The 18,271-nt window shown below is 32.8% G+C and carries 19 protein-coding genes and 1 tRNA gene; 9 read left to right on the top strand and 11 right to left on the bottom strand.

What is annotated here, in order from left to right; all coding sequences use genetic code 11:
• Positions 1 to 4: 4 nt before the first annotated feature.
• The 4 genes from tes to purB form a co-directional block, all read right to left on the bottom strand.
• Positions 5 to 1,753 carry a tetraether lipid synthase Tes gene (gene tes / locus HS5_RS10665; protein WP_236751371.1) on the bottom strand — a complete coding sequence of 583 codons (1,749 nt, stop codon included), beginning with the start codon at positions 1,751 to 1,753 and terminating at the stop codon, positions 5 to 7.
• 70 nt (positions 1,754 to 1,823) lie between these two features.
• On the bottom strand, positions 1,824 to 2,768 hold the full coding sequence (locus HS5_RS10670) for an AIR synthase related protein (RefSeq protein ID WP_236751372.1): 945 nt from the start codon (positions 2,766 to 2,768) through the stop codon (positions 1,824 to 1,826).
• A 13-nt stretch (positions 2,769 to 2,781) separates the two neighbouring features.
• Positions 2,782 to 2,870, bottom strand: a tRNA-Thr gene (locus tag HS5_RS10675).
• A 2-nt stretch (positions 2,871 to 2,872) separates the two neighbouring features.
• Positions 2,873 to 4,243, bottom strand: a complete 1,371-nt coding sequence (gene purB / locus HS5_RS10680) for an adenylosuccinate lyase (RefSeq protein ID WP_236751373.1) — start codon at positions 4,241 to 4,243, stop codon at positions 2,873 to 2,875.
• Positions 4,244 to 4,296: 53 nt separating this feature from the next.
• Here purB and HS5_RS10685 point away from each other — a divergent pair, with 53 nt between their 5' ends.
• From HS5_RS10685 to HS5_RS10705, 5 genes are all read left to right on the top strand, one after another.
• Positions 4,297 to 5,301 (top strand): formate--phosphoribosylaminoimidazolecarboxamide ligase, encoded by a 1,005-nt coding sequence (locus tag HS5_RS10685; protein ID WP_236751374.1) that lies wholly within the window; start codon positions 4,297 to 4,299, stop codon positions 5,299 to 5,301.
• The gene (locus tag HS5_RS10690) at positions 5,298 to 6,344 is read left to right on the top strand and encodes a formate--phosphoribosylaminoimidazolecarboxamide ligase family protein (protein WP_236751375.1); all 1,047 of its coding nucleotides are present in this window, start codon (positions 5,298 to 5,300) and stop codon (positions 6,342 to 6,344) included. The genes HS5_RS10685 and HS5_RS10690 overlap by 4 nt, the downstream gene beginning before the upstream one ends.
• Before the next feature lie 118 nt (positions 6,345 to 6,462).
• Entirely contained in the window at positions 6,463 to 7,476 is a 1,014-nt protein-coding gene (locus HS5_RS10695; protein WP_236751376.1) for an adenylosuccinate synthetase, read from the top strand.
• 1 nt (position 7,477) lies between these two features.
• Positions 7,478 to 8,878: an NAD(P)/FAD-dependent oxidoreductase gene (locus tag HS5_RS10700; RefSeq protein ID WP_236751377.1), complete on the top strand. Its 1,401-nt coding sequence runs from the start codon at positions 7,478 to 7,480 to the stop codon at positions 8,876 to 8,878.
• A gap of 31 nt (positions 8,879 to 8,909) precedes the next feature.
• A complete protein-coding gene (locus HS5_RS10705; RefSeq protein ID WP_236751378.1) occupies positions 8,910 to 9,881 on the top strand; it encodes an Lrp/AsnC family transcriptional regulator in 972 nt (323 codons plus the stop codon).
• On the opposite strand, the gene HS5_RS10710 is transcribed toward HS5_RS10705, so the two are convergent.
• The 6 genes from HS5_RS10710 to HS5_RS10735 are packed head-to-tail and all read right to left on the bottom strand — an operon-like array spanning position 9,874 to position 15,031.
• Positions 9,874 to 10,653: a prephenate dehydratase domain-containing protein gene (locus HS5_RS10710; RefSeq protein ID WP_256445591.1), complete on the bottom strand. Its 780-nt coding sequence runs from the start codon at positions 10,651 to 10,653 to the stop codon at positions 9,874 to 9,876. The genes HS5_RS10705 and HS5_RS10710 overlap by 8 nt on opposite strands.
• 43 nt (positions 10,654 to 10,696) lie before the next feature.
• On the bottom strand, positions 10,697 to 11,914 hold the full coding sequence (gene ilvA / locus HS5_RS10715) for a threonine ammonia-lyase (protein WP_236751379.1): 1,218 nt from the start codon (positions 11,912 to 11,914) through the stop codon (positions 10,697 to 10,699).
• Between the two features lie 26 nt (positions 11,915 to 11,940).
• Positions 11,941 to 12,465: an HIT domain-containing protein gene (locus tag HS5_RS10720; RefSeq protein ID WP_236751380.1), complete on the bottom strand. Its 525-nt coding sequence runs from the start codon at positions 12,463 to 12,465 to the stop codon at positions 11,941 to 11,943.
• A 30-nt stretch (positions 12,466 to 12,495) separates the two neighbouring features.
• Complete coding sequence (gene radA / locus HS5_RS10725) at positions 12,496 to 13,470, bottom strand: DNA repair and recombination protein RadA (RefSeq protein ID WP_236751381.1); 975 nt, start codon at positions 13,468 to 13,470, stop codon at positions 12,496 to 12,498.
• A 50-nt stretch (positions 13,471 to 13,520) separates the two neighbouring features.
• A complete protein-coding gene (locus HS5_RS10730) occupies positions 13,521 to 14,024 on the bottom strand; it encodes a hypothetical protein (protein ID WP_236751382.1) in 504 nt (167 codons plus the stop codon).
• The gene (locus HS5_RS10735; protein WP_236751383.1) at positions 14,021 to 15,031 is read right to left on the bottom strand and encodes an RsmB/NOP family class I SAM-dependent RNA methyltransferase; all 1,011 of its coding nucleotides are present in this window, start codon (positions 15,029 to 15,031) and stop codon (positions 14,021 to 14,023) included. The genes HS5_RS10730 and HS5_RS10735 overlap by 4 nt, the downstream gene beginning before the upstream one ends.
• 4 nt (positions 15,032 to 15,035) lie before the next feature.
• On the opposite strand from HS5_RS10735, the gene cyaB reads away from it, so the two are divergent.
• The 4 genes from cyaB to HS5_RS10755 are packed head-to-tail and all read left to right on the top strand — an operon-like array spanning position 15,036 to position 17,773.
• Positions 15,036 to 15,596 carry a class IV adenylate cyclase gene (gene cyaB / locus HS5_RS10740; protein ID WP_236751384.1) on the top strand — a complete coding sequence of 187 codons (561 nt, stop codon included), beginning with the start codon at positions 15,036 to 15,038 and terminating at the stop codon, positions 15,594 to 15,596.
• A gap of 31 nt (positions 15,597 to 15,627) precedes the next feature.
• Positions 15,628 to 16,383: an SAM-dependent chlorinase/fluorinase gene (locus HS5_RS10745; protein ID WP_236751385.1), complete on the top strand. Its 756-nt coding sequence runs from the start codon at positions 15,628 to 15,630 to the stop codon at positions 16,381 to 16,383.
• Positions 16,338 to 16,859: a nicotinamide-nucleotide adenylyltransferase gene (locus HS5_RS10750; protein ID WP_236751386.1), complete on the top strand. Its 522-nt coding sequence runs from the start codon at positions 16,338 to 16,340 to the stop codon at positions 16,857 to 16,859. Before HS5_RS10745 ends, HS5_RS10750 begins: the two co-directional genes overlap by 46 nt.
• The gene (locus tag HS5_RS10755; protein WP_236751387.1) at positions 16,856 to 17,773 is read left to right on the top strand and encodes an acyl-CoA thioesterase; all 918 of its coding nucleotides are present in this window, start codon (positions 16,856 to 16,858) and stop codon (positions 17,771 to 17,773) included. The genes HS5_RS10750 and HS5_RS10755 overlap by 4 nt, the downstream gene beginning before the upstream one ends.
• Here the strand turns inward: HS5_RS10755 and HS5_RS10760 are convergent.
• Positions 17,749 to 18,270: a DUF99 family protein gene (locus HS5_RS10760; protein ID WP_236751388.1), complete on the bottom strand. Its 522-nt coding sequence runs from the start codon at positions 18,268 to 18,270 to the stop codon at positions 17,749 to 17,751. The genes HS5_RS10755 and HS5_RS10760 overlap by 25 nt on opposite strands.
• Position 18,271: the final 1 nt, after the last annotated feature.

An 18,271-nucleotide genomic window follows, 5' to 3' on the forward strand; every position in this document is an offset into this window, starting at 1 on the left:
TGATTTACACGAAATCCTTATATGTACTTTTATATATTTCTCCTTTCTCTAGGTTGCTCACTACTCTCTTATACTTTACTTCATCTCCAATACTGTTCTCTCCGTGTATCTTTACCCATTCATCTAGAGGTATTTGATACTCTTTTAATATCTTGTCTCTGTATAAGTCATTTAGTACGTTATAGGTGCAGAATGGAATTACACGGCCATCTGGAGTTACGTAATGTATATCACACCTCATCACTCTTTGTATATCATAATTATACAGATCCATGAAGTGCATTGTACCTAGGAATAATGTCCTATAGTGCCATTCTCCTAGAGCTTCGTAGTTATGATTAACTATAACGCTATACAACATCTTATAGACGTCGAAGTCTTTAGGACCTTTCTCTTTATCGATAAACTTCCTAATGTTGTACAAGATCTTCAAGCCTACCCAGTATTTATTTCCTCCTTCTTTTAATTCCTCAGATTTTTCTTTAAAGTATTCTAAAAGTCCCTCTAAATCTATAAACTTTGATAATGGTATGAAGTGAGGTTTACCTTCCTTCCACTCAACAAATACGTAAGTTCCTGCACCACAACTTGGATGATTGGCCATTTCAAATTGTTCCTTTCCTGTTAATGCTTCTACTAACCTAGAGAATACTACTGAAGTTCCTATAGGATACCAGCTATCTCTTGTAATTTCTCCGTCAGTTTGATCTTCTATATCTTTAATAATTTCTGGAATCGTTATCCTGAATCTAGATCTCATATTTCTCTTCATCATTCCAGTTAAGCTTACAGGCTGGAAGTTTATTGCTCTTACAACGTCAATATTCTCCGCAGCAAACCTTATAATATTGCCTAGATCGTTATCATTGGTAGTCTTAATCACTGTAGGTACTAAAACTACGCTTGTCATTCCTGCTCTTCTAAATACTTCTAAAGTATATGGAATTTCCCAGTGGTTTTTAGGATTAGTCCTCCTATTTGTTCCATCAAAACTCATGTATATAGTATTAACTCCTGCTTCTCTCAATTGTGTTGCATATTTAATAGCCTTATCTGGATCTTCCATGTAAAGTTTAGCGAATGTACCACCCCAAGTGTTTAACTGAACATGTTTAACTCCTGACTCTCTCAATAGCCTCGTAATTTCTACTAGGTCTTCTCTTAATGTAGGTTCTCCACCAGTTACTTGTATAACTAAAGTAATATCTTGCCTCTTAAGTTGGTCAACCATGAATTTTATCTGCTCTAATGTTGGTTCGAATACGTATCCTGCCTTCTCGGCAAAGAAGAAACAATACCAACAAGCTTGATCGCATCTATTAGTTATAACTAAATTAACTAAAGCTGAATGCTGATGATGCATTGGACATAGCCCACAGTTAAATGGACAAGGAGATTTCAAATCTACATAAGGTACTTTAGGTCCTTTGCCTTCATATTCCCAGTAATCGAATTTATAATACATTCCTACGTCTCCATAGTATAAGTCTTCAAATTCTCCATGTTCAGGACATACTTTTCTTATGTACATTTTCTCGTCTTTTTCAAATATGGTTGCAGGCAATAGCCTATAACAGACTGGACATAAAGAGTGAGTAACTCTTATTAGTTTCTCATTTTCCGCTAGTTTAGGTAACGGACCGCCAATTTTTATCTCTCTATCTCCAAATTTTACTACTCCATCCTCATATTTTGAAGGAGCTGGAAGTAATCTAAAACCTCCGTCTTTCTTCTGAGTCTCTACTTGTGCCATCTGACCATCTAGGACATTAATGACCTTAGTTAATATATAAACATATTCTCCAAATAACCGGTTTATTCAGTTAATACCAGCCCTTAAAATTATCCCATCCTGACACATTTAACGTATTATCTTTGTATTTTATTTCATTTCTATCTCTTTTTCCTAGTTTTCCTATAATTTTTGGAGAAAAATTGTAATAATTGAGCCAATTGACTATTTCTTGTGCTTTCTCTCTTTTTACAACGAATAGGGAAGAAAATTCTTCTCCAGAATATTTCAAGACATCATCTATTTTATATCCATATTTATGCAAATTCTCATATATATCTGGATTAATATTAAAATCATCTATTAATATGGAATAATTTAATCTACTAGATAGATTCTGTAATGAAATAAGTAATCCATCGCTTATATCTGTGGAAGATATTATATAACTACAAAATTCTCTATAAAAATTAAGTATATTTTTATTGACTACAGGGTGCTTTACCTTCAGTTTAGATATTTCGTGAATAGGTATATTAAAATTATTTAGATACGATATAAAAACTTCCGAAGTAAAGCCTATTTCGTCAGAAATAATAATAATATCTCCATTATTTGGATTATTCTTTGCATTACAGATTTGAGTTCCTATTCCTGTTACATCAACCCATCCGTTTTTTTCTGAATTATTTAAATCGCCTCCTGTATATTTTGCTTCATAATACTCGGTAGCGCTAATTATACCATAAAATAAATCTTCGAGTTGTTTATCTTCAGTTTCTGGACTTATTCCTATCGATGATAAAATTAACTTAGGTTTAGAACCAGATGAAATTAAATCACTTACAGTTGCAGTTACTGCTTTCCAACCTATATCATAATAATCCATAAAAGAGAAAAAATAAGATAACTGAAACCCATCTATTTTATAAGTAAAACCGTCTTCTGTGTAAACATCATAAAATACATTACTACCTAAAAATTTCGATAATTTTCTTTTTATAAAGTCATGCTCCCCTATATCTTTTAACTTCATACAAACTCCCCGAAGCCGCCGGCGGGATTTGAACCCGCGACCGCCGGCTTTCTTGACTTAAACCTTACGAGGCCGGCGCTCTACCAGCTGAGCTACGGCGGCATTTATGAATTGGTATTCTGAATTTTTAAATTATATCCTTCTTTTAACTTTTCATAGTACTTAATAGCTCTCTGTATTAAATAATCTGTTTTCCCTAGGTAATTATTAGGATCTAGGATCTTTTTAATTTCGTTAATTGTAAAATATTTTTTAATTATATCATTTTCCATCGCTTCTTCCAGTAACGAGCGTCCATTATTCTCAGCATCTCTAGAAAGTTTCATAGATAGTTCATGGGCAATATGTCTAGGCATACCTTTTAATGTTAGATTAATCATTAAGCTTTCAGCCATGACAAGACCTTTAGTTATTTCTATATTTTTCTTCATGTTTTCAGGATAAATTATTAAATTATGTAGTAATGATATTGTACTATCCAACATTTCATCAATTATTAGGAAAGTGTGAGAAAATACTATACGTTCTGACGAGCTGTTAGTTAAATCTCTCTCATGCCATAAAGGTATATTCTCCAATTCTGTCAAACATAGTCCTCTAATAACTTTAGCTAATCCACTTATCTTTTCTGCAGTTACAGGATTTTCTTTATGCGGCATTGTGCTGCTTCCTACTCTGTTTCCTACACCTTCACTTATTTCCCTTATTTCTGGTCTCATTAGTTCTCTGACTTCTAATGCAAACCTATCCAATTGCGATGCGAGAATTGCCAAATCTGAAATAATTTCAGCAAAACCATCTCTAGGAGCAACTTGTGTGGAAATTTCGTGAGGTAACAAACCCAGTTTCTGCATAACCTTTCCTTCAATTATATCTCCTTTATCACCCCATGCAGCCATAGTTCCTACAGCACCGGCAAACTTACCTTTTATAAGTCTTTTTTCGGTATCTTTTATTCTCTCTAAAGACCTAGAGATATCATAAAGATAGTTTGCAAATTTAAATCCTAAAGTTATTGGTAACGCATGCTGACCGTGGGTTCTCCCTATCATAATAACATCTTTATATTTTATCGACATTTGAGAAAGAATATCGAGAATCTGTAATAATTTCCTTTCAAGGATATTTAATGCATCTCTAAACATTAAAGCATATGCAGTATCGACTATATCATAACTTGTAGCACCAAAATGGAGAAATCTACCACTTTCTCCCGCTTTGTCTGCTAGCCATACAACCATAGCCATTACATCATGTCCTAGTTTCTCTTCTAACTTATCTATCTCATTTAGGTCTATATTCTCTGAAACTTTTTCTACAGTATTTATATCTTTTTGTGAAACATGTCCTAAGTCTTTTAAAGCGTAAAGTAATGCTATTTCTACTTGTATCCTATACCTTATTATACCCTCCCTAGAGAAAATCTTCCTCATTTCATTGCTTCCATATCTCCAGTCTAAAGGACAAATACTCATCTAAATCTACTTAAAATCAAACTTAATATCTTTATTTACTAGTATTAGCCGAAATGATAATTAGCACTCTGGGAAGTCATTCTTCTTTACAGATTCTACATGGAGCAAAAAAGGATGGATTTAAGACAGCTGTGGTAAGCGATAAGAATAGAGAAAATTTCTATAGAAGATTTAGTTTTATAGATGAAATAAGAAGCTACGATAACTTAGATAAGGCAGTAGATTTAATAAATAAAAACGATGAAGAGACAATATTCATACCTCATGGAAGCCTTATAGAATATTTAGGAATGGACAGAGTGAAAAAGATTAGGACTCCGATATTCGGGAACAGGAATTTGTTTGAATGGGAGTCAAATCAGCATAAAAAAATGAGCTTACTAAAGATGGCTGAAATAAAAATTCCAGAATCTTTTGAAAGTCCTGAAGATGTGGATAGACTTGTAATAGTAAAGCTTCCTGGAGCTAAAGGAGGAAAAGGATATTTCATTGCAAAAAATAAGGAGGAAGTAAAAGAAGGGCTTAGCAAATTACTTTCTGCTAAGCTTATTAAATCAGCAGATGAGGTAATAATCCAAGAGTATATAATAGGCATCCCAATGTATTTTCAATTCTTTTATAGTCCTGTTTTTAAAAGAGTAGAAATAACTGGAATGGACCTCAGATATGAGAGTAATGTAGACGGCCTAAGGAGATTGCCCACAAATGTTATAGACGTAGAGCCAACTTTTGTAGTTGCAGGAAATATTCCGGTTGTAGCTAGAGAAAGTCTATTACCTAAAGCATTCGAATATGCGGAAAATTTTGTGAATGCAGTAAATGAACGTATTCCTCCAGGTATGATAGGACCATTCTGCCTAGAGTCTGTGGTTACAGACAATTTAGACATTGTAGTGTTTGAGTTTTCCGGAAGAATAGTTGCTGGCACAAACTTATATGTAGAAGGAAGTCCATATAGCTGGCTTTATTGGGATGAGCCTATGAGCGTAGGTAGAAGGATTGCGAGAGAAATTAAAATAGCTAAGCTTGAAAATAAACTTGGTGAAATCACAACTTGATAAAGATAGCTGCCTTAGCAAGTCATTCAGCATTGGACGTATTTGATGGTGCTAAGGACGAAGGGTTTAATACTATTGCATTGTGCAAGAAAGGAAGAGAAAGACCATATTTAGAATTCAAAAGAATAGTTGATGAGTGCGTTTTATTAAATGATTTTAAGGAGATACCTACAGAAAACGTTCAGCAAAAACTACTTAACGAAAACGCTATTATTGTACCAAATAGAAGCCTTGCAGTTTACGTGGGCTATGACAACTTAGAGAATATGAAAGTAAAATTTTTTGGAAATAGAAAAATGCTTAGATGGGAAGAAAGAAAAGGAGAGAAGAATTATTACAAATTACTTGATGAAGCAAAAATCAGAAGGCCTAGAATTTATAGGCCGGATAATATAGATTCTGCTGTTATAGTTAAGCTTCCTGAATCTAAAAGACGTGTAGAGAGAGGATTCTTTTTTGCAAAAAATAAGGAAGATTTCGATAAGAAGCTGGACGAAGCAAAAAAAGACGGAATAATAGATGAAGAAAGTATAAAGGAAATGGTTATAGAGGAATTCATCTTAGGAGCATATTTTAATGTTAATTACTTCTATAGTCCAATTTTTAATAGAACAGAAATTATTAGCATAGATAGGAGAATACAAAGCGATTGGGACGAATTCTACAAACTGCCTGCCGATATTCAGCTTAGCCTAAATAGAACTCCCAGACTTATAGAAGTTGGCCATGAACCTGCAACAATAAGAGAAAGCTTGCTGGAAAAGTTATTCAATATAGGATATTCGTTTGTAGAAGCTACGCAAAAACTTGAGCCCCCAGGGATAATAGGGGCTTTTACATTACAACTCTCTGTAACCCCAGATTTAGACGTAGTAGTTTTTGACGTAGCGCCTAGAATAGGCGGAGGAACTAATGCTTATATGGGCATAGGTAGTCAGTATTCAAAACTATATTTCGGTAAACCAATAAGTCTAGGTAGAAGAATAGCTGTAGAAATCAAAGAAGCAATGAATAAATCCCTAGAAGAGAAGGTTATTTTTTAATTATAATTAAACGTAAATACACATTATTTAAAAGAAGTAAGAGTATGTATTGATAATTACAGATTATCGTTAGAGAATTTTTTATACCTTGAGAGCAGATTTAACAAAACGGTGCTAAATGCTTAATATTCTTGTCGGAGGATTCTATGGAGATGAAGGAAAGGGTAAAATAGCGTCTTATTTATCACTTAAGGATTCCCCTAGTATTGCTGTAAGAACTGGATCTATAAATGCTGGACATACTGTATGTTATAACAATAATAAATGGAAAATAAGAATAATTCCTTCAGCATTTGTAAATAAGTCGACTAAATTAATGCTTGGAGCCGGTGCATTGACCTCTATATCTGAATTGGCTAAGGAGCTTAAGGAAACAGATTCTGAAGATAGATTCTTTATGGATTCACATGTTGGTATAATAACTGAAAAGGAAATTTATGATGAAAGAAACGATGAGAATCTAATGAAGTCTGTAGGTAGTACAGGACAAGGAGTAGGTTATGCAGAAGCTAAAAGAATATTAAGAATATTAAAACTAGCAAAAGATTATCCTGAACTCTCAAAATATGTAATAGATGTTCCAGATACATTAATTGAGGAAATAGAAAAAGGAAATGAAATCTTGGCAGAAGGAACTCAAGGTACTTATTTAAGTCTCTATCACGGTGAATATCCTTATGTAACGAGTAGAAATACTACGTCGTCTGGAATACTTAGCGAGATTGGAATAGGTCCGAAATACGTGAAGGATATAGTAATCGTTTTTAAATCTTTTGTAACCAGAGTAGGAAACGGACCGCTAGAAGGAGAATTAAGTGAAGACGAAGCTGAAAAACTAGGACTAATTGAAATCGCTACTGTAACTGGAAGAAAGAGAAGATCCGCGCCTTTTAATATAAAACTAGCAAAGAAGGCAATTCAACTAAATACTGCAACACAAGTAGCAATAACAAAACTAGATACATTATTTAAAGACGCCTATAAGGTGAGACAATATGAAAAATTGCCAAATAATGCTAAAAAATGGATAGAAGATATAGAAGATCAGCTTAAAGTACCTATAACGCTCATAGGTACGGGAGAAGATGCTATAGATACAATAGATCTTAGAAAAGAGAAACTAGGTGAATAAAATGTATGATGTGGTAATAGTTGGTGGAGGGCCTGCTGGCTTATTTGCGGCATATGAACTAACTAATGCATTGCATGGAAATCAAGAGTATAAAATATTGCTAGTTGATAAAGGAGTTAGAGCATCTAAAAGATCTTGCCCATTACTAACTCCAAAAGAAAAATGTACGTTTTGTAATCCCTGCCATATAAATTACGGAATTGGTGGAGCTGGAACTTTTAGCAGCGGAATAATAAATCTAAGGCCAGATATAGGAGGAGACTTACACGAGCTTATGCGTAGTTGGGACGCAGCACAACAATTGATAAATTATGTAGATGACACATTTATTAAATTTGGAGCTCCTAAGGATAGATTATTCAAACCAGATCCTGAAAAAACAAAGGAAATCCAAAAAAAAGCAGCAAAAGTTGGTGCAGAATTCGTTCCGATAGTGCAAAGACATATTGGAACAGATAAGAGCCCACAAGTAATAGAAAATTTAACCAATTATGTCGAGGAAAATGGAATAAAAATCTCTGAGTTAACAGATGTATATCAAATAGAAAAGACTGGGAATTCATTTAATCTGAAAACAAGTAAAGGAGAAATTGAATCAAAAATAGTTTTAGTTGCGCCAGGAAGAGCAGGAGCAAAATGGTTCTACGAACAAACTAAAAAACTAGGCGTAGATACTGTACCTGGACCTTTAGATATAGGGGTAAGAGTTGAAGTAGAATCTTTTGTCATGGATGAACTGACTACAGCAGTATGGGATCCAAAAATTATAATGTATTCTAAAAAGTACGACGACAAAGTTAGAACATTCTGTGTAAATCCAAGAGGATTTATAATGAAGGAAGTTTATGACGATGGAACTATAGGTGTGAATGGAGAAACATATGTTGATAGAAAAAGTAATAATACAAATTTCGCATTTTTAGCTACAATAAAGCTTTCTGATCCACTGGAAGATACAATAGAATACGGAAAGAGCATTGCAAGGCTTATGACAAGACTTGGCGGTGAAAAACCCATACTTCAGCGTCTTATAGACTTTGAAAAAGGGAGAAGAAGCACATGGGAGAGAATTAACAGATCAACTGTCAAACCAACTCTCAGAGATGTTACTCCAGGAGATATAAGTATGGGTCTTCCTTATAGGATAATTTCAGACCTTGTAGAAGGATTAGAAAGATTAGATAATATAGCATCAGGTATTTACTCTTCTAACACTTTACTTTACGCTCCAGAAATTAAGTATTATAGCGTAAAGACTGTAGTAGATAGTAATATGGAGACTGTAGTAGATAATTTATTCGTAGCAGGCGATGGAGCAGGATTATCAAGAGGAATAAATGTTGCTGCCGCAACAGGTATCTTAGCTGCAAGAGGAATTATAAATAAGCTAGGTTTAAGCTAACGTTTTTATTTCAGATTATAAAGAACTATATATGCAGTTAGATGAAGTTGATAAAAATCTACTTATGGAATTAGAGTATCATTTTCCTTATTCTCCTACTCCATTTTACGAGATTTCTAGAAAGCTTGATATATCGGAAGATGAGACAATAGAGAGAATTAAAAAGCTTGTTGATGAAGAGATAGTAAAAAGAATTGGTATGTACATAAATTTTAGAGCTAAAGGAATGGAAGGAGCGTTAGTTGCAGCACAGATTCCTTTAGAGAATCTTGAAAAGTATAGAAGAATAGCTCTAGGTATCAGAGAATTAACTCACAACTTCATAAGAAATCATCCAAAATATAATGTTTGGCTTGTTATAAAAGCAGAAAATAGAGAAAGACTTAATTCCAACATTAAAAACTTAATGGAAGAGGTTAACGCACAAGATTATGTTATATTATATTCTAAGAAATCACTCAAATTAAGTGTAAAGTATGATATAATTAGAGGAATCTCATGGAGTGAAAATACGGATGTGACATTACCAGAAAAAATACCAACTGCAGAAGAGCTAGGTATAAGTAAAGAACTTCTAAAAGCTTTGTCAGTTCCTTTACCCATTACTGAGCATCCGTTTAAAGATATTGCTGAAAGATTCAATATGACGGAAGAGCAACTAATAGACTTAGTTAAAGAGTTAAAAGATAAGCATGTAGTAAAAGATTATGGAGCTACTTTAAATGGCGAAAAAGTAGGAATTAAGGAAAATGCAATGCTCCTTATTAACACAGGAAATATAGAGAAAGCTTGTGAAAATATAGCGCTTCACATAAATGAGGCTACACATGTTGTCTTAAGAGAAAGCAATAAGCCATGGGATTACTTATGCTACTGCATGCTACATGGTAAGGATAAACAAGTTATTTTCGATGCAGTAAAGAAAGTTATAGGTGAAACTAGTGCGGAAAGTTATATGTTACTGTTTAGTTTAGAAAATTTAAAGCCAGGAATTGTCATGTAACGTCATAACTGCCCTTAAATTTGAGCGAAGTTGTTACTTTTTTGAGCTCATTTAATAGATCTTTATCGAAAGTACCCTCATACTCTATATAAAAATAATAATGCCAAGGTATGCTTCTAACTGGCCTTGAATATATCATTTTCAGGTTTTTACTAAGGACATAAAATTTTTCTAAGACCTTATATAAACTCCCCGGTAAATCTGGAACAGTAAACAACATTATAGATCTTTCACCAGTTAAACTAACCTTTTTTGAAATTAGTGCAAATTTTGTAATGTTACTATCATAATCTTGAACTTCATTGACTAAAATTTTTAATCCATAAAGCTTGGCAGCAAACTCTGAGCATAGGGCAGCAGAATTAGGATCAGATATTGCTAATAAAGCTGCCTTAGAAGTACTTTCCACTGGTATTATATTATTTGTAACACCTAGTTCTAGAAGAGAATTTTGAGCCTCTTTATATGCATATAAATGAGTATATATATTCTTTATCTTGTTTATATTAATATTCTCTTTAGAAGCTAAGACTAAATTAATTTTTAACTGTATAATTTTATTTACAAATATATCATCATACTCGAATAAATTATCTAAAGTCTCATTAACAGGGCCTTCTAAGCTATTCTCTATAGGAACTACCCCTAGCTTATCTTCAGAATTAATTCTATGAAATATTTCAGATATAGACTGAGATTCTATATATTTAGCATCACTAATTTTTAAAGCAGCTTCATGAGAAAAGCTTCCTTTAGGTCCTAGATAGTAAATTCCATGTGGGTCCCACTCTTTGTTTTTTCTCTAAAATAAAAATTTAATCTACAATCTTTGCATCTATTCCTTCCTTTGCCAAATCAAGAATTAATTGTCTTATAGCGTTCGTTGAAGATATTTCAAACATTACATATATCTTGGTATATCCTGGTTTTACATCACTACTTATTCTATCATGTACAACATCTATGATGTTTCCCCTAATTTTAGCAACATAACTCAGAACCTTATTCAAATATCCTGGCTTATCTGGTACTATTACTTTCACCTTTACGATACGCTTTATTTTATAAAGATTTTTCTCTATAATATGAGATAATAATGAAAGATCTACATTTCCTCCACTTAATATACTAACTACTTTTTGAGACGGATTAAGTTTTATTTTTGAAGAAAGTATTGCAGCCAACGATGCAGCTCCGGCTCCTTCTACAAGTGTCTTTGCCCTCTCTAGCAATAAGGACATTGCACATGCTATTTCATCATCATCAACTAATACAATATCATCCACTAACTCATTTATTATATCAAAAGTAAGTTCAGATGGATTTTTTACTAATATTCCATCAGCTATTGAATATGAAGGCTCTATATCAGTTAGTCTACCAAGATCTTTTGAAATTTTTAAAGAAGGAGAAGCGGAAGATTGAACGCCTATTATTTTTATATTTCTATTTTTAGCTTTTAATGCTATAGCTATTCCAGAAATTAAACCACCTCCGCCTACTGGTACTACTACTATATCAGGAGATATTTGCGATAAAGTTTCTAACCCTAGAGTGCCTTGACCTAAAATAACGTTAATATCACCATATGGATGAACTAAAACTAAATTGCGTTCCTTTATCAATTCTTCAGCTTTACTCATACTTTCGTGCAAATACGATCCATAAAGTATAACTTCCGCTCCATAACCTTTTGTGGATAGATACTTTGAGATGGGAGCTGTTTCAGGCATAACTATTACTGATCTGATTCCTAAAACATTAGAAGCATATGCAACACCTTGTGCATGGTTTCCCGCAGAAACAGCAATTACTCCTCTCTTCTTCTCTTCATCAGATAAAGAAAGTAACTTAGAAAATGCTCCCCTAACTTTAAATGAGCCGGTTTTTTGTAAATTTTCTAGCTTTAAATAAACATTAGAATTTACCATTCTTGAAAATGTTGTTGAGTAATCTAATGGGGTCTCATGAATATACGGAGATATTCTTTCTTTAATCTTAACTATTTCATCAAAGTATTTTATATACGTCATCTGTAAACCCTGCCCTCATCACGCTTTCAGTGATCGAGAGAATCTTCATTACTAATAATATCATTAATAGTCTTTTTTAATTTTGCATAAGTGGTATCTAGATCCTCTGGTAGTACTTTTGTATTTGACAATACTGGCATAAAGTTAGCATCACCGTTCCATCTAGGAACAATGTGAACGTGAACATGAGCTTCAATGCCTGCACCTGCAGTCCTACCGATGTTTATACCTATGTTAAATCCATCAGGTGAATAAATTTTTCTAATTGACGATAATGTAATTTTAATTAATCTAAAAACATCTTGAGCTTCATTATTATCTAGTAAATCTATTGACGAGACATGCCTATAAGGTACTATCATTACATGACCAGGATTATAAGGAAATCTATTAAGAATAATATAAGCATGCCTACTTCTATATACTATCAGATTCTTCTCATCTAAGTTTTGTTTAGGAAATTCACAAAATATACAAAAGCCTTCTTCTTTCTTGCTCTTAGATGAATCTGCTACATATTTAGATCTCCAAGGTGCCCATAGAAAATCCATAATATTGAAAATATTGGGAGTTTTAAAAAATTATTCTTCTGCGTCCCTAATTCCTTCTTCCGTTATTGCAAATACTACTTCTCCTTCTGGTAAATGCGGCGCATCTACCATTCTAGCTATTCTTTTATTTCCTCTGCTTTTCTTAACTTGAATTCTTATCCCAGGTACATGATAAAGCGTATGACCTCCTACTGCAACAGTCGGATCTCCGTAAAACATATCTGGCCTTGCCATGACTTGGTTAGTAATAATAACTGCCAAATCATATATTTCTGCTAACCTAGTTAATTGATGTAAATGCTTATTGAGTTTCTGTTGCCTTGCAGCCAAATTTTCTCTCCCAGTATATTCTGCTCTAAAATGCGAAGTAACTGAATCAACTATAACGACCTTTACTGATGGATTTTTAGCTATAAATTCTTGCAAATCGTCTCCTATAGCTATTTGGTGATCCGAATTTATAGCTCTCATGTAATATATATTATCCATAGCCGTGTCTGGATCTAGCCCAGCAGCCTTGGCCATAGATTCTATTCTTTCCCATCTAAAAGTACCTTCAGTATCAATATAAACTGCTTTTCCAGATAATCCGCCTTTTTCAGGAGGCAATTGCACATTTACAGATATTTGATGGCATATCTGCGTCTTTCCAGATCCGAATTCTCCGAAAAATTCTGTCATTGTCCTAGTCTCTATTCCACCACCCAATAATCCATCCAAAGCTTGACTACTGGTAGTTATTTTCCTAACATTCATCCTCTCCTTTTTGACCTCTAGAGCTGTCTTAAACCTTATATCCAATGCGTCCCTAGCTTCTTTTATAATACGTTGTGCAGTGGTTAGGGGAATTCCTGCTGCAACACTAAGATCTTGCGGTGATGCTACAGCTATTGCTTCGAGGCTGGAGTATCCTGCATCCGTTAGCTTATTTAATACAGCTTGACCTACTCCGCTAAGATCTTCGATGTTCTTAGGTTTTTTCTTTTCTTGAACTTGATCAGCCAATTTTATTCACCTTTCTAAACTTAGAACTTCAACAACTACTATTATATATTTTATCCACCCTTCCTTAAATACCATCCTATATCTAATTCTGGTATTATCAGCGTACTATTTTCGAACCGTTTAACTTTAACATATGCAATAAATTCTCCATATTTATTTACCACTATTGCTCTATCAAAAGTAATTTTTTTATTAATATTTACTGTATTGCCATAAATTAATTTATTTATAATTTTTTCATTTAATCTTATAGTTTTTTTACAAAACATAGCGAGTATATTACCAAGAGGTATTAAAGGAAGTACCTTTCTTGAGTTAAATATCTTTAAAATTGGAGTACCTATCATATATGGATATAAATCTATTTCTGATATCTTACTAATAATATCAGTAAAATCTGATGTAGATATGCTTACTTGTGAAAATTTCTCTCCTAACAATTCGTATACATGATACTTAGAAAAGTAGTTATAAATAGCATCACGCTCGCAATCAAATCTTCCTAAAATATTATCTATAATATCTAGAAATTCGTAAATAGTGAGACTTTTCACTCGCATTTCTTGAGATGGCATACAAAAAATCCCTCTGTTCCATTCTTATGAGGATAAAATCTAATACAATTAGATACCTCTTCATTAAATGAGATACCATTATAATCTATAATTCCACTTTCTGCAGGATATCCGGAAATTTTCACGGTTTTCATTCCGAGTTCCTCGATAGCAAAATTAATTACCATTTCATCTTCCTCTGGAGCTATACTACAAGTAGAATATACAAGATCGCCCCCTTTCTTAAGCAACTTGTATGCAATAGAAATCATCTGGAGCTGAATTGCGCTAAAATTCTTTAAATCCGAAATAGAAGTTTTGGTCTTTCTAGATTGATCTATAGGAATTAATCCTTCTCCTGAACAAGGAGCATCTAGAAGAATTTTATCAAAATTAAGTTTAGTTTTTTCTAAAGTTCTAACATCCGACCTTATTAGTAAAATATTAAGAGCACTCATTCTAGTAATATTTGATAAAAGAGGTGTAATTCTTAGTCTGGATTTTTCCACTGCAAGTATTAGACCTTTATTGCTCATAAGCTGAGATAATTGAGTAGTTTTACCACCTGGCGCAGCGGCCATATCTAATACAGTATCTGAAGCTGAAGGATTAAGAACATAAGCGGGAACCATTGATGCTAATCCTTGAATATAATAATAACCTTGCAAATACTCAATTGTTGCCCCTAAAGAGGGTTTAGATGGCATTCTCTTTATTACATAACCATGTTTTAACCAACTGACTTTCTCTAGTTCAAAACCTTTATCTCTCATTCTTGAGACTAACTCGCCACAATTTGTCTTTAACGTATTACATCTTATACTTTTTTTCAATGGAAAATTACATGAATATAAAAAATCTTCTGCTTCGTCTTCGAATAAATGTAAATATCTTTCTACCATATAGTCTAAAAATCCGTATTTACGCGATAGTTCTACAGCTTTTACTGAAGGGGAAATTGTAAAGATTTTATCATACTTTTTTATATAGTTTTCAATAGTAGACATGCAAATGACTGATATAATAGAAAGAGAAGTAAAATTAAAACTTGAATCACCTACACTAACAGATCTTTATAATAAATTATTAGGTGATGGTATACAATTTATAAGGAAAGAAACTGAAGAGGATATCTATTTTAATACTGAATTTAGGGATTTCAGAAAAACCGATGAGGCACTAAGAATAAGGAAAACAGATACAGGAATAGAATTTACTTATAAAGGACCTAAAATAGGAAAATTAAGCAAATCTAGAGAAGAAATCACAGTAACCGTGAATAATACAGAAAATCTTATCAAAATTTTAGAAAAACTCGGAATTAAACCAGCATATACTGTAGTTAAAAATAGAATTTTTCTAAGAGATTCAGAATTCATAATATGTTTGGATACCGTGAAAGATCTTGGAGAATTCATAGAAATCGAAATACCAAACTCTACTGAGGAAAAACTTATCAATTATGTAAACTTATTTCTTGAAAAGTATAAAATAAAAGCAACACAAATTAAAAAGTCATACTTAGAATTATTGGTGACTAAAAACGAGAAAAACGATAGCAATACTGACTGATTTTGGAATAAATGACAACTATAATGGAGTAATGGAAGCAGTGATTAAGAAAATTAATAACGAAACAGATATAACGTATGTAACTCCTAACGCAAAGAATTTTAATATATATGCTGCATCATACTTGCTATATACATCTTATAGGTATTTTAAAAAAGGAACAATATTTTTAGTAGTTATAGATCCAGGAGTAGGCACTAACAGAAAGGCAATAATAGTAAAAACAAAAAATTATTTCTTCGTAGGTCCAGATAATGGTGTTTTATATCCAGCAGTTTCGGAAGACGGTATTAACGAAGTTATTGAGATAAGCAATCCAAAACCATTTTTATCGAAATATATATCTAAAACTTTTCATGGTAGAGATATATTTGCCACAGCTGCAGGTTTCTTGTCAGCAGGTGTCAGTATCAATATATTTGGCCCAGAAGTAACGGTAGATCAACTCGTTAAACTGAAATATACTTACAATATAAAAGAAAAAAACATAGTTTGTGGAAAAGTAATATATATAGATCACTTTGGTAATACTGCTACCAGTATTCGTGGTATTTCATTTACAAGCGAAAATGTAAAGATTATTTTCAATAATAATATAATAAATGCAAGAAAAGTAAATACTTTCGGTGAAAGCGAAGGCAACGAATTCTTAGTATATAAAAACGGTTATGGTTTCGTAGAAATAGGCATTAATAAAGAGAATGCATCTATAAAACTTAATGCAACAGAAGGTGAAGATGTTTGCTTAGAGGGATCTATCCAGGAAGATTTCAGCCATTCCACTTAGGGCATTTAAGTGTAGTAAAGTGGGCTTTAGAACGTGCAGACGAACTAATAATAATAGTGGGTAGTGCACAAGAGAGTCATACACTGAATAATCCATTTACTGCAGGAGAAAGAATAGAAATGATAAGATTAGCCTTAACAGAATATGGAATTCCTACAGACAAATATTATATAATTCCAATTCCTGACATTTTAATGAATAACGTGTGGGCATATCACGTGAAAATGTATGTACCAACTTTCCAAAAGGTATTTGCTAGAAATCCATTAGTTGTAAGATTATTTAAGGAAGCCGGAGTCGAAATAGATGTTCCTCCTGCTTTCAATAGAGAAAAATATAATTCGACATTGATAAGAAAATTAATAATAATGAATGAAGATTGGAAAAATTTAGTACCTAGTAGCATATATAACTATATAAAAAGTATAAAAGGAGACGAAAGATTAAAAGAAATTACTGGAAGTGATAAAAAATGAGAACGGAAACCTATTATAATGTTTTCCCTTGGCACACTAATCATTTTGGATCACTTCACGGAGGTATTTACATGAGTTGGCTAATAGATACTGCAGGAATTCTAATGTCAAGTATCAGTAAAGGAAATTATCTATTAGCTTCAGTAGATTATATTTTCTTATTTAGGCCTGCTAGGTTAGGTGATGTGTTAAGAGTAATTGCTAAAGCCAACGCAACATGGAACAGTTCTGTAGAAATCGAAGTTAAAGGATGTATTAGAAGAGGAGATAAAGAGGAGTTAGGAGCTGTAGGATTAATGACTTATGTCGCTGTAGATGAAAATAATAAACCAAGAAAACTCGATATTAAAATTACTCCAGACGAAAATGCAGAAAAGAGAAGAATACAGAGACTTGAAAGAAAAAAGAACACAATGAATGACACTGATAATATACTTGACTTGAGCTTTAGTAAAAATTATATAAGAACTATTTATCCAGAACATGGATTCGGTAATGGTATATTATATGCAGGTAAAATGTACACAATGTTAGATGAAGCCTTAGCAATAGTGGCAAAACTTTACTCTAAAGGAAATGCTTTTACGGTATCCACAGGTCCTGCAGATTTTATTTCTCCGGTAAAAATAGGGGACATTCTAGAAATTCAAGGAGCAGTTGAATACACGGGAAATACATCATTAGATGTTGGAGGAAAGGTTTACGCAATAAACCATTATACCAGCGAAAAAAGGCTTGTGACATCAACTGTTTTCTCATTCGTTGCTATAGATGAGAATGGAAAGCCTAGGCCAATTCTAAAATTAAACCCGTCAAGCGAAAAGGAGAGAAAAATTTTTGATGAAAGATTGAAAGAAAGGGAAGAAAGAATAAAAATAAGTAAAAAACTTCAGTCGGAAACTAATTGTGATTGACCTATAGCTTTTCCTATTATATGAGCATATTTTATAGGTTCGGGATATTTTGAAAAAACTTGATAATACTCAATTATGCCCTTAACCATTTTAAGATCTAAATCAGTATTAACATAAACAGTACCACGTTTTGTAGATAATGCTATCATATCCGATAAAAACTCTTGAATAATATTGACTCTTTGATCGTTATAATGCTTTCTTGCTGCATGAAGTATACTTTCAATATCAGGCTTATTAGCATAATATATAATATAATTATTATCTGGAATTATATAATTAAATCCGCCTACAATTATACTATCAAGAATAATTATATCACCTTTCCTAAGATTTTTATACGCGTTTGTAGCATCATCGCCGTCTACTGTTATGAGCGACACATCTATATCAGTTAACTCAAATCCATCAAACGTGACAGAGACTAGCGGACATTTACCATGCTTGCCTTTATACGTTAATGGAAAATAACCATCGTCTATACCGCTTACTAACACA

The organism is Acidianus sp. HS-5 (assembly GCF_021655615.1).
Lineage (GTDB): Archaea > Thermoproteota > Thermoprotei_A > Sulfolobales > Sulfolobaceae > Acidianus.